This window comes from Paenarthrobacter sp. MSM-2-10-13 (assembly GCF_011605365.1).
Classification (GTDB): domain Bacteria; phylum Actinomycetota; class Actinomycetes; order Actinomycetales; family Micrococcaceae; genus Arthrobacter.
The window spans coordinates 947,538-972,258 of the sequence record NZ_JAAOXO010000001.1; the positions used below are offsets into that span (position 1 = coordinate 947,538).

Consider the following 24,721-nt stretch of genomic DNA (forward strand, 5'->3'; position numbering starts at 1 on the left):
AAAGTGACGGATAGTAAAGCAGCCACCAAACCCACCCCCTCAGCAGCAGTACTCGTGCTCGAAGACGGCCGCATGTTCCGCGGACGCAGCTACGGAGCCCAGGGCACCGCTCTCGGTGAGGCAGTCTTCGCCACCGGCATGACGGGCTACCAGGAGACCATTACCGATCCCTCCTACGCCCGCCAGCTGGTGGTGCAGACAGCGCCGCACATCGGCAACACCGGCGTCAACAGCGAAGACGCTGAATCCCGCCGTATCTGGGTTGCCGGGTACATCGTGCGCGACGCCGCGCGTCGGCCCTCCAACTGGCGTTCCGAGCGAAGCCTCGATGAGGAACTGGTGGAGCAGGGCATTGTTGGCATCCAGGGCGTAGACACCCGTGCCATTACCCGCCACCTCCGTGAGCACAAGACCATGCGGGCCGGCATTTTCTCCGGTGAGGCCGCGCACGCCACCGACAAAGAACTGCTGGACGCTGTCCTCGCCAGCGCTCCCATGGAAGGCGCAGCCCTGGCGGAGGAAGTCTCCATTGACGAGGCTTACGTCGTGGAACCAAAGGACCACGGCTGGGAAGGGGAACCGCGCTTCTCCATCGCAGCCGTTGACCTCGGCATCAAGGCGATGACTCCAGTGCGTTTCGCAGAGCGTGGCGTGCGCGTGCACGTCCTGCCGGCCACCTCCACCCTGGAGGATGTCAACGCTGTCAAGCCCGACGGCTTCTTTATGTCCAACGGTCCAGGAGACCCTGCAACCGCTGACAACCAGGTTTCGTTGCTGCGTTCGGTACTGGATGAGAAGCTCCCGTACTTCGGTATCTGCTTCGGCAACCAGATCCTCGGCCGGGCCCTGGGCTTTGGCACCTACAAGCTCCGTTACGGCCACCGCGGCATCAACCAGCCCGTCATGGACCGCCGGACCGGCAAGGTGGAAATCACCTCGCAGAACCACGGCTTCGCCGTTGACGCCCCGTTGAACGGGGCCACCGTGGCACCGGAAGAACGATACGGACGTGTGGAAGTCAGCCACATTTCGCTCAATGACGACGTCGTCGAAGGACTCGCCTGCCTCGACATCCCCGCCTTCTCGGTCCAGTACCACCCCGAAGCTGCGGCCGGACCGCACGATGCTGCGTACCTCTTCGACCGCTTCATCGACCTCATGGCCGACACCAAGTCCAAGGCCACAGGCGCCAACTCCAACGACTCCAAGACTGAGGACAAGAAGTAATGCCCAAGCGTACAGATCTCAAGAGCGTCCTTGTCATCGGTTCCGGCCCCATCGTTATCGGCCAAGCGGCTGAGTTCGACTACTCCGGTACCCAGGCACTTCGCGTCCTGAAGGAGGAGGGCCTGCGGGTCATCCTGGTGAACTCCAACCCGGCCACCATCATGACGGACCCCGAATTTGCCGATGCCACCTATGTAGAGCCCATCACTCCAGAGGTGGTGGAAAAGATCATCGCCAAGGAGCGCCCGGACGCCATCCTGCCCACCCTCGGCGGCCAGACGGCGTTGAACACGGCCATCGCGCTGGACAAGAACGGTGTGCTGGAGAAGTACAACGTGGAACTCATTGGCGCGAACATCGCCGCCATTGAGCTCGGCGAAGACCGTGAGAAGTTCAAGGGCGTCGTGGAGCGTTGTGGCGCAGAGTCCGCACGCAGCCACATCATCCACACCATGGAAGAAGCCTTCGCTGCTGCCGAGGACCTCGGCTACCCCATGGTGGTCCGCCCGTCCTTTACCATGGGTGGCCTGGGCTCCGGGCTGGCTTACAACGAGGACGACCTCCGCCGCATCGTCGGCCAGGGCCTCCAGTACAGCCCCACCACCGAGGTCCTGCTCGAAGAGAGCATCCTCGGCTGGAAGGAATACGAGCTTGAGATGATGCGCGACAAGAACGACAACGTCGTTGTGGTCTGCTCCATCGAGAACTTCGACCCTGTGGGTGTCCACACCGGTGACTCCATCACGGTAGCTCCGGCCCTGACCCTCACGGACCGCGAGTACCAGAAGCTGCGCGACGTCTCCATCGCGGTCATCCGCGAAGTTGGCGTGGACACCGGTGGTTGCAACATCCAGTTCGCCATCGATCCCGCAACGGGCCGTGTAGTGGTGATCGAGATGAACCCCCGCGTATCCCGTTCCTCCGCGTTGGCCTCCAAGGCAACCGGCTTCGCCATCGCCAAGATCGCCACCAAGCTTTCCCTTGGTTACACCTTGGACGAAATCCCCAACGACATCACCCAGAAAACCCCTGCCTCTTTCGAGCCGACGTTGGACTACGTGGTAGTGAAGGTTCCGCGCTTCGCTTTCGAGAAGTTCCCGGCAGCGGATAACACCCTGACCACCACCATGAAGTCCGTGGGCGAAGCCATGGCCATGGGCCGCAACTTCACCGAAGCCCTGCAGAAGGCCCTTCGCTCATTGGAACAGAAGGGCTCACAGCTGGACTTCAGCTCCGTACCGGAGTACGAGGTCGCCGAGCTCATCGAGAAGGCCAAGCGCCCCACCACGGAACGACTGCACCAGGTGCAGCGCGCGCTCCTGGGTGGCGCCACGGTGGAAGAGGTCTTCCAAGCCACCAAGATCGACCCCTGGTTCCTGGACCAGCTGCAGCTCCTCAATGAGACGGCGCAGGAGATCCGCAAGGCCGGCGTTCTCACTGAGGAGATGCTGCGCAACGCCAAGCGTCACGGCTTCTCCGACGAGCAGATCGGTGCATTGACACATAACAATGAGGCAGTAGTCCGGGGCGTCCGGCAAGCACTGGGTATTCGTCCGGTCTACAAGACGGTGGACACCTGTGCCGCTGAGTTCGCTGCCTACACGCCCTACCACTACTCGTCCTATGACGAGGAAGACGAAGTAGGCCTGCACGCCAAGCCCTCCGTCATCATCCTGGGCTCCGGGCCCAACCGCATCGGCCAGGGCATCGAGTTCGACTACTCCTGCGTCCACGCCTCCATGGCGCTGCGCAAGGCCGGCTACGAGACCGTCATGGTCAACTGCAACCCGGAGACCGTCTCCACGGACTACGACGTCTCCACGCGCCTTTACTTCGAGCCGCTGACCCTCGAGGACGTCCTTGAGGTCATTGCTGCAGAGGAGCGTACCGGTGGAGTCATGGGCGTCTTCGTCCAGCTCGGCGGCCAGACCCCGCTGAAGCTGGCCCAGCAGCTCGCCGATGCCGGTGTTCCGATCCTGGGCACTTCGCCTGAAGCGATCGACCTGGCGGAGCACCGCGGCGCCTTTGCCCGCGTCCTGGATGAAGCCGGACTGACCTCCCCGAAGAACGGCACCGCCGTGTCCTTCGAGGACGCCAAGAAGATCGCCGACGAAATCGGTTACCCGGTGCTGGTCCGCCCGTCCTACGTCCTGGGCGGCCGCGGCATGGAGATCGTCTACGACGAAGCAAACCTCTCCCGTTACATCGCCAATGCCACGGAAATCACCCCGGACCACCCGGTGCTGATTGACCGCTTCCTCGAAGATGCTGTCGAAATTGACGTCGACGCACTTTTCGATGGCACCGACATGTACCTCGGCGGCATCATGGAACACATCGAGGAAGCCGGCATCCACTCCGGTGACTCCGCATGCGTGCTTCCGCCGATTACCTTGGGCAACAACGTGATCGAGCGTGTGCGCACGGCAACCCGGGCCATCGCCGAAGGCGTTGGCGTCCGAGGCCTCATCAACATCCAGTTCGCGCTGGCCTCCGATGTCCTGTACGTCCTTGAAGCCAACCCGCGTGCTTCCCGCACCGTTCCTTTCGTTTCCAAGGCGACAGGCGTGCAAATGGCCAAGGCCGCTGCGCTCATCGGCACAGGTGTCACCATCAACCAGCTCCGCGGCGCCTACAAGATGCTGCCGGAAACCGGTGACGGTTCCACCCTGCCTTTGGACGCACCGGTTGCCGTCAAGGAAGCGGTCCTTCCGTTCAGCCGCTTCCGTACTCCTGAGGGCAAGGTTGTGGACTCCCTGCTCGGCCCGGAAATGCGCTCCACCGGTGAAGTCATGGGCATCGACAAGCACTTCGACACCGCATTCGCCAAGAGCCAGGCCGCAGCGAACAACGCCTTGCCCACCCAGGGCAAGATCTTCGTCTCGGTAGCCAACCGTGACAAGCGCTCAGTGATTATGGGCGTCAAGCGCCTCTCGGACCTGGGCTTCGAGATCGTTTCCACCGGTGGCACCGCTGACGTCCTACGCCGCAACGGCATTCAGGCAACCCCTGTGCGTAAGGTGGCCGAAGGCAGCAGCGCAGAGGGCGAAGGCACCATTGCGGATCTGGTCATCGCCGGCGAGATCGACATGGTCTTCAACACACCCTCCGGCGGCGAAGCCCGCAGCGACGGTTACGAACTCCGTGCTGCGGCAACGTCCATTGGCATTCCCTGCATCACCACCGTTGCCGAGTTCAATGCCGCAGTGCAGGCCATTGAGGCACTGCGCACTTACGAATGGTCGGTGACCAGCCTGCAGGAGCACGCAGCCAACCTGTCAGCGGCAATGGAAGCAGCCAATGCCTGAGTCTGCTTCACCACAGCAAGGCCAGCAGCCGGCCGGGGAGTCTTTCGGATCCCGGCTGGCTGCGGCCATGGCCGCGCGCGGCCCGCTCTGCGTCGGAATCGACCCCCACCCGCAGCTCTTGGCCGATTGGGGATTGACCGACGACGTCGCCGGCTTGGAGCGCTTCTCGCTGACGGTGGTTGAGGCCGTGGCTTCCCTCGCTGCCGCGGTCAAGCCGCAGGTGGCGCTCTACGAGCGCCACGGCTCGGCCGGCATGGCTGTGCTGGAACGGACGCTCACCGCCTCCGCGGATGCGGGCGTGCTCAGCATCGCCGACGCCAAGCGTGGCGACATCGGCTCCACTATGGCCGCCTATGCGGATGCCTGGCTGCGTGACGGTTCTTCCTTGGCCGCGGACTCGGTGACGCTTAGCCCGTACCTAGGCTTTGAGTCGCTGCGCCCGGCATTGGACCTTGCTGCGCAGTATGGCAGGGGAGTGTTTGTGCTTGCACTGACATCGAACCCTGAAGGAAAGTCTGTGCAGCACGTCGGTGGAAGTGATTCCGTGGCGCGTAGGATTGCCGCTGCCGCAGCCCTCGAGAACCAGCGGTACAGCGGTTCCATGGGGTCAGTTGGCCTGGTGGTAGGGGCAACCATCGGCTCTGCCTTGGATGATCTGGGTATTGAACTCGCGCCTGTGCGCGGTGCAATATTGGCCCCTGGCCTCGGTGCCCAGGGCGCCACTCCAGCTGACCTTCGCACAACGTTTGGCGCTGCTTACCCCACGGTCCTGGCCACTTCCAGCCGGGGGATCCTGGCGGCAGGACCGTCCTTGGCAAGCCTCCGTGCTGCCACTGAGGAAACTTTGCGCGGACTTCGCTTCGAGTAAGTTGTCCATGCTCATTGCGCAACCGGGCCCCTGCCGGTAAGTTCAGGATCAGTCCGCGTGATCTGGATCACATGTGCGATCTGACAGGGGTTTGGCAGTGGGCCTTAAAGAGCTGACACCGCAGGAGCGTTCAGATGCGCTTGAGAAAGCTGCCAAGGCGCGGTCAGTGCGTGCCGCCGCCAAGGAGAGACTCAAGCGCGGCGAAGTCAGCATTGCTGAGTTGATTTCCTCCGGAGCCACCGACGACGCGATTGCGCGCATGCGGGTAGTGGAGTTGTTGGAGGCCCTGCCGGGTATCGGGCCCGTCAGGGCTGCCGGGATTATGGCGGAGATTGGCATTGCAGGATCGCGGCGCATCAGAGGCCTGGGAATTCATCAGGCCCGGGCGCTGGTAGATTTTATGGATACCCAGCAAAGCGTTTGACGCATCTCCCCGAAGGAATCCGTGAGCAAGAAACCCGGACTGACTGTCCTTGCAGGCCCCACTGCCGTTGGCAAGGGAACCGTATCCACCTACATCAGGGACAACTATCCAGAGGTTTGGCTCTCAGTCTCGGCAACCACCAGGGCTGCGCGTCCGGGTGAAAAGGACGGGGTCCACTATTTTTTCAAGTCTGCTGAGGAGTTCGACTCCCTGGTGGCAGAGGGTGAACTCCTGGAGTGGGCTGTGGTGCATGGCCAGAACCGCTACGGGACCCTTCGAAGCACAGTTGATGCCGCTATTGCCGACGGTAAGTCTGTACTTCTGGAGATCGACCTCCAGGGCGCGCGACAGGTAAAAGCTGCCGTCCCGGACGCGAATTTCGTGTTCCTGGCGCCGCCCAGCTGGGACGAAATGGTTCGCCGCCTGGTGGGCCGCGGCACCGAAACTCCCGAGGAACAGCAGCGCAGGCTGGAAACCGCTAAACTGGAACTTGCTGCTGAACCGGAGTTTGACCACACCGTCATCAATGACGACGTTCGCCGGGCAGCGGACGAGCTTGTTTCACTCATGGGGCTTACCCCGCACCAGCGCTAAGCGCTTGCATTTGTTGGCCCGCTAAAATTTGGAGAATTCGTGTCCACGAACCTTGAAGGCATCATCAACCCGCCGATCGATTCGCTGCTTGAGGCTGCTGATTCCAAGTATGGCCTGGTCATCTTCGGCGCCAAGCGCGCCCGCCAGATCAATGCCTACTACGCTCAGCTGCACGAGGGCCTGTTCGAGTACGTCGGCCCGTTGGTTGACACCAAGCTGAACGAGAAGTCGTTGTCCATCGCTCTGCGCGAGATCAACGAAGGCTTGCTGGTTTCCACGCCGATCGAGCCCGCAGAATAATAAAGACTGCCTGTTGACGGAGGTCACGTGCGCATAGTCCTCGGAGTCGGGGGAGGGATCGCAGCCTATAAGGTTGCATCGCTCCTCCGGCTTTTTACTGAATCCGGTCACAAGGTGACGGTCATCCCTACGGAAGCCGCTACCCGATTCGTCGGAGTGGCCACGTGGGAAGCCCTCTCCGGTAACCCTGTGAGCAACAGCGTCTTTGACGACGTCGAGAAGGTCAATCATGTCCGTCTAGGGCATGAGGCAGACCTGATAGTAGTTGCTCCTGCTACCGCTGACCTTTTGGCTAAAGCAGCAACCGGACAAGCGGGCGACCTCCTTACCAACACCCTCCTCATGGCCCACGGGCCAGTTCTGTTTGCGCCCGCCATGCACACGGAAATGTGGCAGCACGCCGCAACCCAAGCCAACGTGGAGACCTTGCGCAGCCGTGGTGTCACCGTGCTCGAGCCTGCCTCCGGTCGCCTGACGGGTGCCGATTCGGGTCCCGGACGCCTGCCCGAGCCCGAGGCAATTTTTGCTGCGGCCATGGCTCTGACTGAAGCTGCAATAGAGGCGCCGGCTGTTCCCGCCGCGGAGCAGACACTGGCAGAGCGGATCGTGACGATCTCTGCCGGTGGCACGCGTGAAGCTCTGGACCCGGTCCGGTTCCTCGGAAACCGCTCGTCCGGCAAGCAGGGTGTGGCACTGGCTGCTGCAGCCTTGGCTGCCGGAGCAACTGTGAGATTTATCGCGGCTCACATGGACGTTGAGCCGCCTGCTGGCGTCGAGCTCGTCCGCGTTGAATCCGCCTTGGAACTGCGTGAGGCAGCGTTGAAGGCGGCGGCGGATTCCGACGTCGTGATTATGGCAGCCGCCGTGGCAGACTTCCGTCCGGCAGAGGTCTCGGATACGAAGATCAAGAAGGTGGACGGCGAGGACGCGCCCGTTGTGCAGTTGATCCGGAACCCGGACATCCTGCGCGAGCTGGTGGAGCGGCGTAATGCCGACGGCGGCCAACAGTTGATTGTAGGGTTCGCAGCCGAAACCGGTGACGCCCAAGGCGACGTCCTGGAGCATGCAACAGCCAAGCTCAAGCGCAAGGGCTGTGACCTCCTGGTGGTGAACCAGGTGGGCATTGGCCGGGTGTTCGGACAGGATGAGAATTCCGTCGTTATCTTGTCCGGTCACGGTGCGGACCCTGAGTCAGCCGCCGGCTCGAAGGCCGACGTCGCCGCTGCCGTCATTGATCGGGTAGGGGCTGAACTCACCCGGGTCTTCCCGGCCATGTAACTGAGCCCACACCCCAATTCTTAGCAAAGGGACACACGGCAAATACCGCCGTCCCGCAACCCAGTAAGGTGGTCGAGTGACTTTACCGCTGCACCATGAACACCATGGCACCCCGTCCAAGCTCAGGCTCTTCACGTCCGAATCGGTCACCGAAGGGCACCCGGACAAGATCTGCGACCAAATCAGCGACTCCATCCTGGACGCCCTGTTGGCTGCCGATCCTGAATCCCGTGTGGCCGTTGAAACCATGGCCACTACAGGTTTGGTGCACGTGGCTGGTGAGGTCACCACCGACGCTTACGTAGAAATTCCGCAGATTGTCCGCGAAACCATCCTGGGCATCGGCTACGACTCGTCCGCCAACGGTTTCGACGGCGCCCGTTGTGGTGTGTCCGTGTCCATCGGCCAGCAGTCAAACGACATCGCCGGTGGCGTGTTCAACTCACTTGAGGCCCGCGAAGGCCGCCAGGAGGATGACTACGACCTCCAGGGCGCCGGCGATCAGGGCATCATGTTTGGCTATGCCAGCGACGAGACGGCGTCCTACATGCCAACTCCCATCTGGCTGGCGCACCGTTTGTCAGAACGCCTCACCGAAGTCCGCAAGAACGGCGAGCTGGCCTACCTGCGTCCGGACGGCAAGACACAGGTCACGGTAGGTTACGACGGCGACCGGCCGGTTTCCGTGGAAACGGTGGTCATCTCCAGCCAGCACGCTGAAGACGCCAGCCTCGAGCAGCTGCGCGCGGACTTGGCCAGCTATGTGATCGACCCCGTCATGTCGGCGTCCAACCTGGATATCGCACACGCTGCGAACATTCTGAACCCCGCGGGCGCGTTCGTCATTGGTGGTCCGGTAGGCGATGCCGGGCTCACAGGCCGAAAGATCATCGTGGACACTTACGGTGGTTTCGCACGCCACGGCGGTGGCGCATTCTCCGGCAAGGATCCGTCCAAGGTGGACCGCTCGGCAGCTTACGCCATGCGGTGGGTTGCCAAGAATGTTGTGGCCGCCGGACTGGCCAAGCGTGCTGAGATCCAAATTGCCTACGCAATCGGCCAGGCACGCCCTGTTGGAACCTACGTTGAGACGTTCGGCACGGAAACCGTTGATCCGGCCCGCATCAGTGAAGCAATCGATGAGCTGTTCGACCTCCGTCCGCGGGCCATCATCGACGCCCTGGATCTCAAACGGCCCATCTACGCCAAGACGGCGGCCCACGGTCACTTTGGTCGAGACGACCCGGATTTCACGTGGGAACGGCTGGACCGGGTGGCGGACCTGAAGGAATACTTCAACGCCTGAGGTGTTGTTCCTGCAAGCCGTCCTGATTGTTGATGTTGTTTTGTCGGTGCTTCGTGGTTGGCTGAAGCCAGAGAGATGCCCGCAGCGGGTCAATCCCGCTGTGGGCATTCCCGGTTAAGAATGCGTGGTGCATTTTCTGCGCTCAGAGTTGGAGGTGAAGTATGGCAGGACACGAGGCCCAGCCATCGTTGCTTCAACCATCGCTGCTGCAGGGTTTCCCGGACCGGGGTCCTGTCAACGGACCTCCGTTGGCAGCTGTGAATCCCGTTGCGCGCGTCGTCCTGGAGTCTTCCGTGCCGCACCTGGACAGGCCTTTTGACTACAGTGTTCCCGCGGAGCTCTCCGAAACTGCGGTCCCCGGTGTTCGGGTGAAAGTGAAGTTCAACGGCCAGGAGCTCAATGGTTACATCGTCGAGCGCCGTGCGGACTCGGATGCAGCCCACCCGCTGACGGCCCTGCATAAAGTTGTGTCCCCGGTTGCTGTCCTGACCCCGGCTATCAACGAGTTGGGCGGCAGGGTCGCTGCCCGGTACGCCGGTACGCTCAGCGATGTTCTCCGGACGGCTGTCCCTCCCCGTGTGGCCAAGGTGGAGAAGGAATTCTTGGCCGGGGACCTCGACGCCGACGCAGCGGACCTGAAACCGTTCACGGAGGCCCGCGCGTGGGCGGCGTACTCCAACGGAGCGCCGTACCTGCAGCACCTTGCCAGTGGTGGTTCACCCAAAGCTGTCCTCACAGCTCTCCAAGGATTCGGCCCCGATGGTTGGCCGGCCATGATTGCTACGGCCGTTGCCACAGTTCGTAAATCGGGACGTGGCGCGGTTGTGGTGGTGCCGGATTATAGGGACCTTGAGCAGTTGGAGGCGGCGCTTGCCAACGTCCTGCCGTCTTCCGACGTCGCCCGGCTGACGGCGGACGACGGGCAAACTCCCCGCTATAGGAACTTTCTGCGGCTACTGAGCGGGACAGCGGGAGTGGCCATTGGTACCCGTTCGGCGGCCTATGCTCCTGTTCGCGATCTGGGTCTGGTGGTGTGTTGGGACGACGGCGACGACCTCCACATCGAGCAACGGGCACCATATGCGCACACCAGGGAAGTCCTGCTGTTGCGTGCCGAGCAGGAGAACGCCGCATGCCTCATGGCCTCCCACAACCGAAGCACCGAGCTCCAGCGCCTTGTTGAGATGCAGTGGGCGGTGCCCCTTGAAGCGCCGCGACGTACTGTCCGCGCCACAGCACCCAGAGTTCTCAATACCGCTGACAGTTTTGAACAAGAACGTGATCCTCTGGCACGTATTGCGCGCTTGCCGGGCGCAGCGTGGCGGGCGGCCAAGGAGGGCCTGGAGCGGGGTCCTGTCCTGGTCCAAGTGGCCCGCGCCGGATACGCCCCGTCGTTGGTATGCGAGACGTGCCGGGAACTTGCCCGCTGCAATGCCTGTCAGGGGCCGCTGGCCGTATCAAGCAGCTCGGCCATGCCGGCATGCCGGTGGTGCTCCACGCCGGCCCCGCAATGGCGGTGCACGCACTGTAGTGGAACACGACTACGCCGGGGAGCAGCTGGCGTGATGCGGACGGCAGAGGAACTGGGACGGGCTTTTCCCGGTAAAGCGGTGGTGACCTCTTCAGGCGAGCACGTCAAGGCAAGTGTGCCGGATACTCCAGCTCTGGTGGTCGCAACGGTGGGCGCTGAGCCTGTTGCGCCCAACGGTTACGCCGCCGCCCTGTTGCTGGACGGCAACTCGTTACTTCGGCGGGAGAACCTGCGGGCGGGAGAGGATACGGTTCGCCGATGGTTCAACGCCGCCTCCCTGGTGAAGCCGGCCACTCAAGGTGGACTCGTAGTGATCACCGCTGACGACACCGCGGCGACGGGGGCACTGTTGCGGTGGGACGCCTCCGGCTTTGCCTCACGTGAACTGGCGCTTCGGAAGGAACTTCAGCTGCCGCCTGCAGTCAGGGTAGCTTCCGTGACCGGGGCACGGGCCGACGTCGCGCATTTCAGCGACGCTTTGGAGTCCAACGCCGGGCTGGCCTCCGTAGCAAAACTCCGGAAAGCCGGGCCTGCGCCCGTAGTGTTCTCCGGCAGCGGTCAACTGTCCGGCGGGCAATCATCAGGCGCTGAGGCTGATGCTGACGTCAGGTCGCTCTACTTCATTCCCTACGGAGATGCTGCGGAAACCACGCGTGCCATGCGGGCTGTGAAGGCAGCCAGCGCCGCCAAGCGGACCTCAGGACCCGTTCAGTTGCGCCTGGACGGGGTGGACGTCCTCTGACGCAGGGCTACGACTTCCTCGGCTGCAGCAAGGAGCTGCCGCGCCGATTCGTCCCAGTTGAACTCTGCCGCACGCTCTGCGGACCTGCGGGAGCGTTCCTGCCAGAGAGATTCCTCGCCCAGCGCAGTTACAGCCGCCGCGAACTCCACGGGTGACTCCGGGTCTACGTAGCTGACGGCATCACCGCCGACCTCACGGAAGATCGGTATATCGCTTGCGATCACAGGGGTTCCCAGGGCCATGGCCTCCACCAACGGCAGGCCGTAGCCCTCGGCGCGTGAGAGGCTGATCAGCGCTGTGGCCCTGAGCAGGAGTTCGTCGTACTCTCCATCAGTGACACCGTTGTGGAATACCACCTTGGCTCCTTCGGGAACCATCGCCTCCAATTCTGCCTTGCGCTGCGGAGTGATCCTGCTCAGCAGGTGAAGGGTGTACTGGTGCAGGCCGGACATGCCCCGGATCATGGTTTCCACGTTCTTGTACGGCATGAAAGAACCCATGTAGAGCAGGGACTTGTCCGCGCCGGCTTCAGGCGCGCGAGGCTTTTGACCGGGTTGGGGTGCGTTGCCCACAATCCGCACGGGCCGCTTTGTCAGCCTGTACTTGGCCATGAGCGCCTCGGTAGTGCGGCTGATGGTGGCTACGATGTCCGCGCGGTTGAGTAGGAGCCGCTGCGGCCAAAAGGCCTTGTGGTAAAGCCTCCACAACAGGCGCACCGGGGCAGGCAGGAAGCCCGGGGGAGTCGGGTGCTCGTAGTAAATGAGGTCGTGGAGGGTCAATACCAGCCCGTACCGGCGGCCCAAGGTGCCCATGGTCTGCATGGGACACACCACCACGTCAGCGCCCAAGGGGTTGACCTTGCGCGCGACGAACAACTCCAAAGGAGACAAGGGGCTGTTGACCATCACATACGGAACGTCGGGCAGCAGGGCCAGTTGGCGTTTGTCGCTGATCAGCATGGTGACGTCGGCGATTTTGGACGTTGCGGCTATGAGGCTGGAACCGTAGCGGCTGATGCCATCGTGGTGGTCCGTTCGGGTAAAGCGGGCATCGATGACAATTTTCACGCGGGATGTTCCTCCAGGAAGGTGCGGATTGCTTCTGCCGCCGGAACCGGCGTCTCGTAGTGGATTAGATGCCCGACGCCGGGAATCACTTCCAGCTTTGCCTCGGGTAGGCGTCCCATGAGTTTGTACTGGTTGGGAAGGGTGGCTATTTCATCCTTCTCGCCGGCGACCAGCAGCACGGGAAGAGTTAGCTGTTCGGCGACCTCGGCCACGTTGCCTGAGACGGAAGCCTTAAACGATTCGAGCAGGCTTTTTCTGTCTGCGAAGGCACTGAAGTAGGCGTCGTGCTGGGCATGGATGAAACGGCGCAGGTTCTTGTCGTTGGTTTTGGCCATGGTGATGCTCATAATGCGAACGATCAGCCGATTCCTCAGTACCGCCAGTCCCAGAGGGCGGGGAAGTTTGGCGGACGCCTGGTAGTAGAGCACCGCAAGCTTTGTCATGAGGCCCTTGGGTCCCTCCAATGCCGGCGCAGCGATTGGGTTGATCAGGACCAGCGGGTAGACGGCTCCCGGATTCGCCGCGGCAAAATGGCTGGCGACGATTGATCCGAAGGAGTGCCCGAGCAGGACAGTTTTGTCATCCAAGCCGAGCGCCGCCATGAAACCGAAGATGAACTTTCCGTAGCGTTCAACGCTGTGTTCGTCCTCAATGAAAGGTTCTGAGCTGCCGAAGGCAGGTAAGTCCGGCATGATGATGCGCATTTCCGGAAGTTGATCAGCGACGCGCAACAGCCCGTGGTGGTCTCCCCGGAAGCCATGGATGACCAGAATGGTGCGTGTCATCGGAGAGACAGTGACCGGCTCGTACGTCCAGTACGCTACGTTGCTGCCGTCCACCTCAACGTCCGAGGCACGCGTCCGCCCCGCCAGGGATTTGCTGAAGAATTCACTGGGGGCCTGTGCACCCTGGGGGGAGTGCGCGGTGTCCACATTGTCCATTGCTTGGTTCCTAGTTCACGTTGTCCGGGTGGGACCCGGTCCGATGGTGCCGTTCGAGCGCGGCTATGCCGTCCATGTCCGCGGCGTCCAGTTCAAAATCAAAGACAGCGTAGTTTTCCTTGATCCTTCCTGCCGAGCTTGCCTTGGGGATGACCAGGTTCCCCAGTTGCAGATGCCAACGCAAAATGACCTGTGCCGGAGTTCTTCCGTACTTATCGGAGAGCGACACAATGGCAGGGTCAGCCAGGACCTGCCCGCGGCCGAGGGGGCTCCAAGCCTCGGTGGCGATTCCCAACTGATCATGCAACGTCCGCAGTCTGGTTTGCTGCAGCCAAGGGTGCAGCTCGATCTGGTTGACCGCGGGGACAACTTCTGCCTTCTGCATGAGTTCTTCAAGGTGTCCGGGCTGGAAATTGGAAACACCGATCGCCCGCACTTTGCCTTCCCGGTACAGGGTCTCCAATGCTTTGTAGGTCTCTGCAAACAGTCCCCGCCCGGCACAGGGCCAGTGGATGAGATAGAGGTCCACAAAGTCCAGCCCGAGGTTGGAGATGGAGTTATCGAACGCCCGGAGCGTGGCATCGTAGCCGTGGTCATCGTTCCATACCTTGGTGGTGACGAAGACGTCTTCGCGCGCAAGTGCGTGCACGGATTCGCCGGAGCCTCCGGTACCTCTGTTCGCTTCAGCGGCGTCTCCGATCGCACCGCCAAGCGCCCGGCCCACCCCCACTTCGTTGCCGTACATCGCTGCTGTATCGAATCTCCGGTAGCCCTCGCCCAAGGCTGTGGCAACCAATGCCTCGGCGTCTGTGGCGGGAACTTTGTAGAGTCCGTATCCCATGCGGTCCATCTGTACGCCGTTGTTGAGTGCCAACTTGTTCGATGTCAGCTTGGTGGGGGATCTCATAGCAACGACTCTACCCATTCCTTGCACGATTGCTTCAGGAATGGTTGTTGAAACTCACCAGGCGTCGGGCTGAGGCTTCGTCCAGAATAAGGTCAGTTGCCAGTCCTGCTGCCAGGGCTCCCTGGAGTCCGTTGATCTTGGAGGCCCCGGAGACCACGCAAATCCGGCGCCTGACTTGGCGCAACTGTTCATGGCTTGGACCGGTTGACCTCGCATTCAAGGTGATGCCGTCCGATGACCCATCGCTCCGGAAGAAGACGGTCGCCACGTCGCCAACGACGTCGTCTGCGGCCAGCATGGTGAGATCGTATTCATCGAGGTAACCACCGGCGTACACGTGGCTGGGGTAGTCCGAATCAACGGATCCGACGCCGAAAATGGCGATGCTCATGCGGGCCTGCAAGTCCAGGATGCGTTGAACGCTGCGCTCATTCCACATGGCGGTCTTGGTGGAGGCATGATCAAAAAAGGCCGGAACAGGGAACTGCTCCACGCGCGCACCGTACGCGCTGCCGAAGCGTCTCATGATGTCGCTGGCATAGGTAATGCCGGTGGTTTGCATGTTTCCGGCGCCGTTGAGTTGAACCACGATGCTGTCATGGGTGACCTTGCGGGTTAGGTGCCGGCTGACCGCGCTCAGTGTTGCGCCCCAGGCCACGCCGATGATGGCATTTGAGTCCACAAGGGGTCCGATTGTTCGTGCAGCCTGCATGGCTACGCGGTCCAGGGTCTCTGCTTCGTTGAGAGTATCCAGCACCGGAACCACGTGGACGTCCACTCCGTATTGGTTCCGGATCTGGCTTTCCAGCTCCGGGCCGGTATCAAAAGGGCTTCGAATCTGGACCTGAACCAAGCCGGTTTCCCGCGCCGAGGACAACAGTCTGGACACTGTGGATCGGGACGTCCGGAGCTCGCGGGCAATAGCATCCATGGTCAGGTCCTGCAGGTAATACATCTGTGCAGCCCGGAGTGCATCCGAGTGACGTGATCGTGCCATCTCATTTCCTTCCTGCACGTTTGTGCAAATAGCTTGACTCCATTTTCCACCTTCGCCAGATTAGTGGTGAACGGTGCAGCAGCGAGTGGCGCGGCGCACGAACCAAGCCCAAGGGAGCAGTTTTGGGACACAACAAGATTTCCGGTACCTCACAGCACACACAGCGCGACTCCGTCGTTGCACTGCAGGAGCGGCCCTCGGCCAAGGTACTCATCATCGGCGGTGGCATCAATGGTGTCGGAACGTTCCGCGATCTTGCCCTTCAAGGCGTCGACGTGGCGCTTGTTGAACGCGGGGACTACTGCCAAGGTGCCAGCGGCGCTTCTTCGCACATGATCCACGGCGGCATCCGCTACCTGGAAAACGGCGAGTTCCGCCTGGTCCAGGAATCAGTGGTTGAGCGCAACCGCCTCCTGCGGATTGCGCCGCACTACGTGAAGCCCCTGCAGACCACCATCCCCATCTTCAGCACGTTCTCAGGCATCTTGTCCGCACCCATGCGCTTCCTCACCCACAAACAGGGCAAGCCCAAGGAGCGCGGCGCGTTCCTCATCAAGGTTGGCCTGAGCATGTACGACTTCTTCTCCCGCGACGGCGGAAGCGTACCCCGCCACCAGTTCCGCGGCCGCACCAGGGCCTTGGCCGAGCTTCCCAAGCTTCACTCCGGTATCAAGTACGCGGCTACCTACTTTGATGCTTCGGTTCACAACCCGGAACGCCTCACCCTTGATGTCCTGCAGGACGGAGAAAAGGCAGGCCGCGGCGGGGGACTGCCGGGAGGAAGCGCCCGCGCCAGCAACTACGTCTCGCTCGTGTCCATGGGCTCGGACGGAGCCCGGCTTCGTGATGAACTGACGGGCAAGGAATTCGACTTCCAGGCTGACGTCATCGTCAACACCACAGGTGCCTGGGTAGACCTCACCAACCAATCCATGGGGGCCGTCAGCAAGTTCATGGGAGGCACCAAGGGATCTCACATCGTCCTGGACCACCCGGAACTGCTCGCAGCATGCAACGGCCGGGAAATCTTCTTCGAGCACACCGACGGCCGCATCGTCCTCATCTACCCCATGGGAGACCGCGTCCTGGTAGGTACCACGGACGTGGACGCTGATATGTCCGAAGACGCAGTGTGCACCGAAGAAGAAATCGACTACTTCTTCGACCTCGTCGGGCACGTGTTCCCTACCATCAAGGTGGAACGCGAACAGATCGTCTACAGCTTCGCTGGCGTCCGTCCGTTGCCTCGCCACGACGAAACCCAGCCGGGATTCGTCTCACGCGACTACCGCATCGAACGCAGCGTCCGCACCGGCCGCGACGCCGTCACAACGCCGGGCGGTAAGGCCGCCGTCGTCCTCAGCTTGGTGGGCGGCAAGTGGACCACCTTCCGCGCCCTGGCCGAACACATGACCAACGACGTCCTCCGCGAACTGGGCATGGAACGGAAAGTCTCGACGGCGAAGCTCGCCATCGGCGGCGGCGCCGGCTTCCCGGCCACTGAACAAGGCGAACAGGAATGGATCAAAAAGCACATGGGTCCTGGCCTGGACGCCGACCGCGTAGCTGTCCTGCTGACCCGCTACGGAACCCGGGCAGATGCAGTTATCGAGTACCTGAACGCGGGACAGGACACGCTGCTGCGTGCCACGCGCGAGCTCAGTGTCCGGGAGCTGACTTACATGGCCGAACATGAGCAAATCGGGCACCTGGTGGATGTCCTCATCCGCAGGACCTCGCTGGCATTCCGTGGGCTGGTTACCGGCGAGCTGCTCAACGAGATCGCTGCAGCATTGGCCGAGCCGCTCGGTTGGGACGCAGCCACCCGTGAAGCGGAAATCCGCCACGCCCAGGAAGTACTGCAGCGGTTCCACAAGGTTGACGTGCACAGTCTCGTAGCCTGAGCTCAAGCAGCGGAAAACAGCTTGACCGTCCCAGCGTGCGGTAGGGACGGAATGGGGTAGGTGGGCCCGCCAGGGGACCACCACACCGGGACGGTTCCGGAGACAACGGAACCGTCCCAACAGCCTCTTCACCCGCGAGGAGGCTGACAACAGAAAAATGAGGAGTCAAAGATGTCTCTTGGAATTGTTTTCCTTTCCGAAGTATTCGGAACCATGATGCTGACCCTGCTGGGTTGCGGCGTCGTGGCAAACGTTGCGCTCAAAGGCACCAAGGGCAACAACGGTGGATTCTTGATGGTGACGTGGGGCTGGGGTATTGCGGTCTTCGCGGGCGTTTTCGTGGCTGCAAAGTCCGGTGCGCACCTTAACCCGGCTGTCACCCTGGGCCTGCTGGTCAATCAAAAAGCAGAGTACGCCCCCGGTGTGCCCGTGGATTTCGCATCCACCCTGACGTACTTCGGTGCTGAACTACTGGGCGCTTTCCTGGGCGCAGTTGTCTGCTGGCTCGCTTACAAGCAGCACTTCGATGAAGAACCCCTCGCTGCGAACAAGCTGGGCACCTTCTCCACCGGTCCGGCCATCCGTTCAACCCCGTGGAACCTCATCACAGAAATCATCGGCACGTTCGTCCTGGTCTTCGTCATCCTGACCTTCGGCGGCACACCCTCCGGCCTCGGCCCGCTTGCCGTTGCACTGCTTGTTGTCGGTATCGGCGTTTCCCTCGGTGGTCCCACCGGCTACGCCATCAACCCTGCACGTGACCTCGGCCCCCGCATCGCCCACGCCCTCCTCCCCATCAAGGGCAAGGGCAGCAGTGACTGGGCCTACTCCTGGATCCCGGTGGTCGGACCGCTGGTTGGTGGCGCCCTCGCAGGGCTCGTGGCCTTGTGGGTTCCCGACATCATGCCTGCACTCGCCGGCTAATACTGCAAACACTCGCAACACCCACCCGCACGTCGTAAATCACCACCTGAGCACCAACAACAAAAGACAAGGACGTCACCATGAATCAATACGTCATCGCCATCGACCAAGGCACCACCAGCTCCCGCGCCATCGTCTTCGACCACACGGGCAACATCGTCTCCACCGGCCAGATGGAGCACGAGCAGATCTTCCCCCAGGCCGGCTGGGTGGAGCACAACCCCGCCGAAATCTGGAACAACACCCGCGAAGTAATTGCTGCCGCCCTGTCCAAGGCGAACCTGACCCGGCACGACATCGCCGCCGTCGGCATCACCAACCAGCGCGAAACCGCTGTCGTCTGGGACAAGAACACCGGCGAGGCCGTCTACAACGCCATCGTCTGGCAGGACACCCGCACGCAGCCCATCGTCGACGAACTGGCACAGGACGGGGGAGTGGAACGCTTCAAACAGAAGGTCGGGCTGCCCTTGGCCACCTACTTCTCCGGTACCAAGATCAAGTGGATCCTGGACAACGTGGACGGTGCCCGGGAACGCGCCGAGGCCGGCGACCTTCTCTTCGGCAACACCGATGCCTGGGTTCTGTGGAACCTGACCGGCGGGGTCGACGGCGGTGTACACGTCACCGACGTCACCAACGCCTCCCGCACCCTGTTCATGGACCTCGAGACCCTGCAATGGGACCAGGAAATCCTGGACATCTTCGGTGTACCGGCGTCCATGATGCCCGCCATCAAGTCCTCCTCCGAGGTCTACGGCCACGTCCACACCTCGCAACTGCTCCGGGAAACGCCTGTAGCAGGCATCCTCGGTGACCAGCAGGCGGCAACCTTTGGCCAGGCCGCGTTCCAGCCCGGCGAAGCCAAAAACACCTACGGCACCGGCTGTTTCCTGATCTTCAACACCGGCGAGGAAATCGTTCACTCCAAGAACGGCCTCCTCACCACCCTCGGATACAAGCTGGGCGACGCCAAGCCGCACTACGCGCTTGAAGGCTCCATCGCCGTCACCGGGTCCCTGATCCAGTGGCTCCGCGACAACCTCGGCATGATCAGCTCCGCCCCTGAGGTGGAGGAACTCGCTGCCGGCGTAAAGGACAACGGCGGCGTTTACATCGTCCCGGCCTTCTCAGGCCTGTTCGCACCCTACTGGCGGGCAGACGCACGCGGCGCCATCGTGGGCCTCACGCGTTTCGCCAACAAGGGCCACATCGCCCGTGCCGCACTGGAGGCCACCGCCTTCCAGACCCGCGAGGTCCTCGACGCCGTCAACGCAGACTCGGGAGTTCCGCTCACCGAGCTGAAGGTCGACGGCGGCATGGTCGCCAACGAGGCACTCATGCAGTTCCAGGCAGACATCCTGGGCGTGCCGGTGGTCCGTCCGAAGGTTGTTGAAACAACGGCCCTCGGTGCTGCGTACGCGGCCGGCCTGGCCGTCGGATTCTGGAAAGACCTGGGCGAGCTCAGCGCCAACTGGAACGAAGACAAGCGCTGGGAGCCGCAGCTGCCGGCAGAAGAGCAGGAGCGTCAGCTGCGGCTCTGGAAGAAGGCCGTGACAAAGTCCATGGACTGGGTCGACGAGGACGTTAAGTAGTCATCTCCCGACAGAGGTTCCGGGGACTCCCGCCCGCCCGCTTCGCGGTGCCCACCACACCATGGCGGGGAGTCCCCGGAACCTCTTTTGGCGCACGGCCGTCTTACACCCGGCCCATGGGTTTGGTGGGGTAAGGTATTGGTATGCGTGCGATCCTTCTGCTTAGCTAGCCGCCCGGCAATACATAGCCGTGCGGCCGCCCCTCCATTGTTGAGGGGCTTTTGTGTGTCCGGGACATTCCGGTGCCAGAGCAGGAGTCAGAACCGCCATCGAAGAACAGAAGAGGGCAGCAGTGAGCGTTCAGCCGGAGACAACCGGAACAGCACCAACAGCCGCAGCCGAAGCGCCTGAAGAGGGCGTCTACAGCTTCGCTGCGATGGAAGCCAAATGGCCGCAGGTTTGGGAGGACCTCAAAGTCTTCACGCCTGCCGACGACGGTTCGCGGGAACGCCGCTACGTGTTGGACATGTTCCCCTACCCCTCCGGCGACCTCCACATGGGCCACGCCGAAGCGTTCGCGATGGGTGACGTCGTTGCGCGTTACCTGCGCCAGAAGGGCTTCGACGTTCTGCACCCCATCGGATGGGACTCGTTCGGTCTGCCCGCGGAGAACGCTGCGATCAAACGAAACGCCCACCCCAGCGAGTGGACGTACGCCAATATCGACACCCAGGCGGCCTCGTTCAAGCGCTACGCCATCTCTGCCGACTGGTCCCGCCGCATCCACACATCGGACCCCGAGTACTACCGGTGGACGCAGTGGCTGTTCAAGCGCTTCTACGAGCGTGGCCTGGCCTACCGCAAGGACTCGCCCGTCAACTGGTGCCCCAAGGACCTCACCGTCCTGGCTAACGAGCAAGTAGTCAATGGGGCTTGTGAGCGCTGCGGAACTGCTGTCACCAAAAAGTCCCTGAACCAGTGGTACTTCAAGATCACCGACTACGCCGACCGTCTGCTCGAGGACATGGACCAGCTCCAAGGCCACTGGCCCGAGCGCGTTCTGGCCATGCAGCGCAACTGGATCGGCCGCTCAGAGGGCGCCCACGTGCGCTTCGTCATCGAAGCCACGCAAGACCGTGCCGAGCGCGAAGTCACCGTGTTCACTACGCGGCCGGACACCCTCTACGGTGCAACGTTCTTCGTGGTTGCAGCAGATGCACACTTGGCGCTGGACCTGGTAACCCCGGAACAACATGATGAACTCATGGCCTACCGCGAAAAGGTCAAGGCGCTCTCGGAAATCGAGCGCCAGTCCACCGAGCGCGAGAAGACCGGCGTCTTCACCGGCCGCTACGCCATCAACCCCCTCAACGGCGAAAAGCTGCCGGTGTGGGCCGCTGACTACGTCCTGGCGGACTACGGCACTGGTGCCATCATGGCCGTGCCGGCGCACGACCAGCGTGACCTCGACTTTGCCAGGACTTTCGGACTTCCCGTCCGCGCTGTCCTGGACACCGGCGCCGAAGATCCGGCGGAGACGGGCGTTGCCACTGCTGGCGAAGGCACGCTCAAGAACTCCGGCGAACTGGACGGGCTCACCAAGTCTGAAGGCATCCCCGCAGCGATTGAGATCCTTGAGAAGCTGGGAACCGGCGAGAAGTTCGTCAACTTCCGGCTGCGTGACTGGCTGCTGAGCCGTCAACGCTTCTGGGGTACCCCCATCCCCATCATCCACTGCGGTGAATGTGGCGAAGTCCCTGTGCCCGATGACCAGCTCCCGGTCAGGTTGCCGGACAATTTGCGCGGTGAGGCGTTGTCGCCCAAGGGAACTTCGCCGCTGGCCGCCGCAGTCGAGTGGGTCAACGTTGAATGCCCCAACTGCGGACGAGCTGCGCAGCGGGACACCGACACCATGGACACGTTTGTGGACTCGTCCTGGTACTTCCTGCGGTTCGTGTCACCCGACTACACCGAGGGCCCGTTTGATCCCGAAAAGATCAACAACTGGATGCCGGTAGGACAGTATGTGGGCGGTGTGGAGCACGCCATCCTGCACCTGCTCTACGCGCGCTTCTTCACCAAGGTCATCAAGGACATTGGCCTGATTGAAGCCAACGAACCGTTCTCAGCACTGCTCAACCAGGGGCAGGTACTCAACGGTGGCAAGGCCATGAGCAAATCCCTCGGCAACGGTGTGGATTTGGGAGAGCAGTTGGACAAGTTCGGCGTGGACGCCGTCCGTCTCACCATGGTCTTTGCCTCCCCGCCGGAGGACGACGTCGACTGGGCCGACGTTTCGCCGTCGGGTTCGGCCAAGTTCCTCGCCCGTGCCTGGCGCCTTGGCCAGGACGTCAGCAGCGAACCCGGTGTCGATCCTGCTACCGGTGACCGGACCCTGCGCACGGTCACGCACAAAACCATCGCCGACGCCGCCGAACTGTTGGACAACAACAAGTTCAATGTGGTGGTTGCCCGCCTGATGGAGTTAGTCAACGCAACCCGTAAAACCATCGACTCGGGTGCAGGTGCCGCTGACCCGGCCGTTCGTGAAGCGGTGGAAGCCGTTGCAGTGATCCTGAGCCTCTTCGCGCCCTACACCGCTGAAGACCTGTGGAACACCCTCGGCCACCCGGCTTCGGTAGCAAATGCAGGCTGGCCGAAGCACGACGACGCACTGCTGGTACAGGACACCGTCACAGCTGTGGTCCAGGTCCAGGGTAAGGTTCGTGACCGCTTGGACGTTTCGCCGGACATCACCGAGGGCGAACTGCGTGAGCTCGCCCTGGCCTCGGACAACGTCCAGCGCGCCTTGGACGGCCGCGGTATCCGCACCGTCATCGTGCGGGCACCTAAACTGGTGAACATCGTTCCTGCCTAGCAGGGATAGTGCGGCCGCCGGCAGACTGCCGGCGGCCGGCCATCATCTTTGGAGGTCGCGTGCCTGAGCGAGAACCACCCGCATGGATTTGGCTCAAGGAAAGAGTGGCGCGTCTTCGCCAGCCCACGGCGCCGGTTACTGTGGCGGACGTGCCGTTGGCCGCCGTCGTCAAAACCGCAATCGTTACCGATTCCGCGGCAGCCCTGCCGCCGGACTGGGTGTCCGCCTTCACAGCCGATGGGCGCCTCGCCGTTGTTCCCATGCCAGTGATGGTAGGGACCGAAATCTACGGTGAGGGCGAAGACGACATCACCCAAATCCTGTCGCTGGCTCTTGCGTCAGGCGCCTCGGTGAAAACGTCACGGCCATCGCCCGGGCAGTTTGAGCAGGCTTACCTCGCTGCGCAACGCCGGGGTTTCGAATCCGTGGTGTCCATCCATATTTCTTCCGAACTCTCCGGAACCGCCGATGCCGCAAGGCTAGCCGCTGCGAGGGTCACCATTCCGGTCGAAATTGTGGATTCGCGCACGGTGGGAATGGCCCAGGGAATGGGCGTGCAGAGTGCCGTCGTAGCGGCAGCCGATGGTCAGGGGGCGGCCGAAGTCCGCGGTTTCGCGGAAAAGCGCATGGAGCGCACGAAGGTCTATTTTTACGTGCCCAGCCTCGAGCAACTGAGGCGGGGTGGCCGGATCGGTGCGGCAGCATCCCTGTTCGGTACCGTCCTGGCTATAAAGCCCATACTGGCGGTGGACGACGGAAGGATCGTCCCGCTGGAAAAGGTCCGTTCCGCTGTGCGCGCCATAGCTCGCCTTGAGGAGATTGTTGCCGCCGACGTGGCCTCCAGGCCGGCCGGCCAGCAAAGGTTGGCGGTTCACCATTTTGGTAATCAACTGGAAGCCGAAGCATTGGCGGCCCGCTTGAACGAGAAATGCCCGGAGTGCCCGGCACCCCAAATCAGCGCTCTCCCGGCCGTGTTGGCAGCACATGCAGGACTGGGCGTGCTCGCGGTCATCGTTGGGGAGAGCAGCACGCCAACGGACTGATCCTTGGGCTCTCTTATCCACATAGGGCACCTCACCCCCATCGTTCCCGCAGTACGAGCCATAGGCTCGAAAGATGCCACGCCGGAACCGGGATGCCTCCCCAGATGCCGCCATGCATGCGGCCCGTCAGCGTTACGCATCCCGCTTGGGTAAGGATACCCAAACCCTTCCGCTGCTGCAGTTGCCCCAGGACTCCGGGCAGGCCTTTGATGATTCAAACCCTGAAAGCCGCGTGCATCACGCACGCACCCGGTGGCGGACCCCGTGGCCGGTTGCTGTCCTCCTGGCCATCGTAGGAGTTGGCTTTATCGCCTGGCACTTATGGCAGTCTGCTGTGGGACAGTCCAGTTCCGAACCCCTGAGTTCCACGTTTTCTTCCGGACCTGCTGTGCCGGAGTCATCGGAGTCTCCGCAGGCGGCTGCCTCCGGGAGCGTGGTCGTGCACGTGGCCGGTGCGGTGCATAAGCCCGGAATCGTGTCATTGCCGCAAGGCAGCAGGGTCTTTCAGGCAATAGAAGCCGCCGGGGGTGCTGTACCCAACGCGGAACTCAATGGTCTCAACCTTGCTGAGGAGCTAAGTGACGGCGTCAAAGTTCATGTGCCGCTGGTCGGCGAGATGCAATCCGCACCTTCTCCACTTGCCGGCGGTTCCCTCAGCCCCGGTGGAACCGCCGCCCCTACGGCAAAGGGGGCCAAGGTCAACATCAACACTGCATCGTTGGAGGAACTGGGCACCCTACCCAGAGTGGGGCCCGTGACTGCGCAAGGAATCATTGACTGGCGGAAAGAGCATGGCCCCTTCGCTTCTGTAGATGAACTTGACGCCGTTGACGGCATTGGACCCAAACTCATGGAGTCCCTTAAAGAACTTGTGACGGTGCAGGGTGGCTGAGTCAGCGGGGGTGGCCGGGGTCGCCCGGACTCGAGGCGGCACTGGTTCATCAAAG

Annotated in this window: 19 protein-coding genes; 15 read left to right on the plus strand and 4 right to left on the minus strand. The window is 62.3% G+C overall.

The genetic code is table 11. The features are described from left to right. The first annotated feature begins 3 nt into the window (after positions 1–3). The 9 genes from carA (at position 4) to HAV21_RS04585 (ending at position 11,578) form a co-directional block, all read left to right on the plus strand. The gene (gene carA / locus HAV21_RS04545) at positions 4–1,227 is read left to right on the plus strand and encodes a glutamine-hydrolyzing carbamoyl-phosphate synthase small subunit (RefSeq protein WP_347877601.1); all 1,224 of its coding nucleotides are present in this window, start codon (positions 4–6) and stop codon (positions 1,225–1,227) included. Next, the gene (gene carB / locus HAV21_RS04550) at positions 1,227–4,535 is read left to right on the plus strand and encodes a carbamoyl-phosphate synthase large subunit (RefSeq protein WP_166840633.1); all 3,309 of its coding nucleotides are present in this window, start codon (positions 1,227–1,229) and stop codon (positions 4,533–4,535) included. The genes carA and carB overlap by 1 nt, the downstream gene beginning before the upstream one ends. Continuing rightward, complete coding sequence (gene pyrF / locus HAV21_RS04555; RefSeq protein WP_166840635.1) at positions 4,528–5,403, plus strand: orotidine-5'-phosphate decarboxylase; 876 nt, start codon at positions 4,528–4,530, stop codon at positions 5,401–5,403. Before carB ends, pyrF begins: the two co-directional genes overlap by 8 nt. A gap of 97 nt (positions 5,404–5,500) precedes the next feature. After that, positions 5,501–5,827, plus strand: coding sequence for an integration host factor, actinobacterial type (gene mihF, locus HAV21_RS04560; RefSeq protein WP_142939088.1), 327 nt, complete (start codon positions 5,501–5,503; stop codon positions 5,825–5,827). A 21-nt stretch (positions 5,828–5,848) separates the two neighbouring features. Next, positions 5,849–6,421: a guanylate kinase gene (gene gmk / locus HAV21_RS04565; protein WP_011774946.1), complete on the plus strand. Its 573-nt coding sequence runs from the start codon at positions 5,849–5,851 to the stop codon at positions 6,419–6,421. A 39-nt stretch (positions 6,422–6,460) separates the two neighbouring features. After that, positions 6,461–6,721: a DNA-directed RNA polymerase subunit omega gene (gene rpoZ / locus HAV21_RS04570; protein ID WP_017197559.1), complete on the plus strand. Its 261-nt coding sequence runs from the start codon at positions 6,461–6,463 to the stop codon at positions 6,719–6,721. Positions 6,722–6,748: 27 nt separating this feature from the next. Continuing rightward, entirely contained in the window at positions 6,749–7,999 is a 1,251-nt protein-coding gene (gene coaBC / locus HAV21_RS04575) for a bifunctional phosphopantothenoylcysteine decarboxylase/phosphopantothenate--cysteine ligase CoaBC (protein WP_166840637.1), read from the plus strand. Between the two features lie 76 nt (positions 8,000–8,075). Then, a complete protein-coding gene (gene metK, locus HAV21_RS04580; RefSeq protein ID WP_142939090.1) occupies positions 8,076–9,305 on the plus strand; it encodes a methionine adenosyltransferase in 1,230 nt (409 codons plus the stop codon). 161 nt (positions 9,306–9,466) lie between these two features. Beyond that, positions 9,467–11,578 (plus strand): primosomal protein N', encoded by a 2,112-nt coding sequence (locus HAV21_RS04585; protein ID WP_166840639.1) that lies wholly within the window; start codon positions 9,467–9,469, stop codon positions 11,576–11,578. Here HAV21_RS04585 and HAV21_RS04590 read toward each other — a convergent pair. Genes HAV21_RS04590 through HAV21_RS04605 form a run of 4 tightly spaced genes read right to left on the minus strand, consistent with a single transcriptional unit; the run spans position 11,545 to position 15,490 of the window. Beyond that, positions 11,545–12,645: a glycosyltransferase family 1 protein gene (locus HAV21_RS04590; RefSeq protein ID WP_166840641.1), complete on the minus strand. Its 1,101-nt coding sequence runs from the start codon at positions 12,643–12,645 to the stop codon at positions 11,545–11,547. The two genes, HAV21_RS04585 and HAV21_RS04590, sit on opposite strands and share 34 nt — an antisense overlap. Further along, a complete protein-coding gene (locus tag HAV21_RS04595; protein ID WP_166840643.1) occupies positions 12,642–13,586 on the minus strand; it encodes an alpha/beta hydrolase in 945 nt (314 codons plus the stop codon). The genes HAV21_RS04590 and HAV21_RS04595 overlap by 4 nt, the downstream gene beginning before the upstream one ends. A gap of 10 nt (positions 13,587–13,596) precedes the next feature. Beyond that, a complete protein-coding gene (locus tag HAV21_RS04600; protein ID WP_166840645.1) occupies positions 13,597–14,493 on the minus strand; it encodes an aldo/keto reductase in 897 nt (298 codons plus the stop codon). A 34-nt stretch (positions 14,494–14,527) separates the two neighbouring features. Continuing rightward, a complete protein-coding gene (locus tag HAV21_RS04605) occupies positions 14,528–15,490 on the minus strand; it encodes a sugar-binding domain-containing protein (RefSeq protein ID WP_166840647.1) in 963 nt (320 codons plus the stop codon). A 122-nt stretch (positions 15,491–15,612) separates the two neighbouring features. Between HAV21_RS04605 and HAV21_RS04610 the strand changes: the two genes are divergently transcribed. From HAV21_RS04610 to HAV21_RS04635, 6 genes are all read left to right on the plus strand, one after another. Then, complete coding sequence (locus HAV21_RS04610) at positions 15,613–17,394, plus strand: glycerol-3-phosphate dehydrogenase/oxidase (protein WP_142939096.1); 1,782 nt, start codon at positions 15,613–15,615, stop codon at positions 17,392–17,394. A 171-nt stretch (positions 17,395–17,565) separates the two neighbouring features. Next, the gene (locus tag HAV21_RS04615) at positions 17,566–18,318 is read left to right on the plus strand and encodes an MIP/aquaporin family protein (protein WP_142939097.1); all 753 of its coding nucleotides are present in this window, start codon (positions 17,566–17,568) and stop codon (positions 18,316–18,318) included. An 80-nt stretch (positions 18,319–18,398) separates the two neighbouring features. After that, on the plus strand, positions 18,399–19,913 hold the full coding sequence (gene glpK, locus HAV21_RS04620) for a glycerol kinase GlpK (protein WP_142939098.1): 1,515 nt from the start codon (positions 18,399–18,401) through the stop codon (positions 19,911–19,913). 292 nt (positions 19,914–20,205) lie between these two features. Continuing rightward, on the plus strand, positions 20,206–22,731 hold the full coding sequence (gene leuS, locus HAV21_RS04625) for a leucine--tRNA ligase (protein WP_166840649.1): 2,526 nt from the start codon (positions 20,206–20,208) through the stop codon (positions 22,729–22,731). A gap of 8 nt (positions 22,732–22,739) precedes the next feature. After that, positions 22,740–23,774: a DegV family protein gene (locus HAV21_RS04630; protein ID WP_166840651.1), complete on the plus strand. Its 1,035-nt coding sequence runs from the start codon at positions 22,740–22,742 to the stop codon at positions 23,772–23,774. 73 nt (positions 23,775–23,847) lie between these two features. Beyond that, entirely contained in the window at positions 23,848–24,666 is an 819-nt protein-coding gene (locus HAV21_RS04635; protein WP_166840653.1) for a helix-hairpin-helix domain-containing protein, read from the plus strand. Positions 24,667–24,721 lie beyond the last annotated feature (55 nt).

What these genes read in the sequence shown, in the direction of transcription:
- HAV21_RS04605 (WP_166840647.1), bottom strand. Translation starts at nt 15,490, where the DNA reads ATGGCACGATCACGTCACTCGGATGCACTCCGGGCTGCACAGATGTAT.
- pyrF (WP_166840635.1), top strand. Translation starts at nt 4,528, where the DNA reads ATGCCTGAGTCTGCTTCACCACAGCAAGGCCAGCAGCCGGCCGGGGAG.
- HAV21_RS04635 (WP_166840653.1), top strand. Translation starts at nt 23,848, where the DNA reads ATGCCACGCCGGAACCGGGATGCCTCCCCAGATGCCGCCATGCATGCG.
- carB (WP_166840633.1), top strand. Translation starts at nt 1,227, where the DNA reads ATGCCCAAGCGTACAGATCTCAAGAGCGTCCTTGTCATCGGTTCCGGC.
- HAV21_RS04615 (WP_142939097.1), top strand. Translation starts at nt 17,566, where the DNA reads ATGTCTCTTGGAATTGTTTTCCTTTCCGAAGTATTCGGAACCATGATG.
- HAV21_RS04600 (WP_166840645.1), bottom strand. Translation starts at nt 14,493, where the DNA reads ATGAGATCCCCCACCAAGCTGACATCGAACAAGTTGGCACTCAACAAC.
- HAV21_RS04585 (WP_166840639.1), top strand. Translation starts at nt 9,467, where the DNA reads ATGGCAGGACACGAGGCCCAGCCATCGTTGCTTCAACCATCGCTGCTG.
- HAV21_RS04595 (WP_166840643.1), bottom strand. Translation starts at nt 13,586, where the DNA reads ATGGACAATGTGGACACCGCGCACTCCCCCCAGGGTGCACAGGCCCCC.
- glpK (WP_142939098.1), top strand. Translation starts at nt 18,399, where the DNA reads ATGAATCAATACGTCATCGCCATCGACCAAGGCACCACCAGCTCCCGC.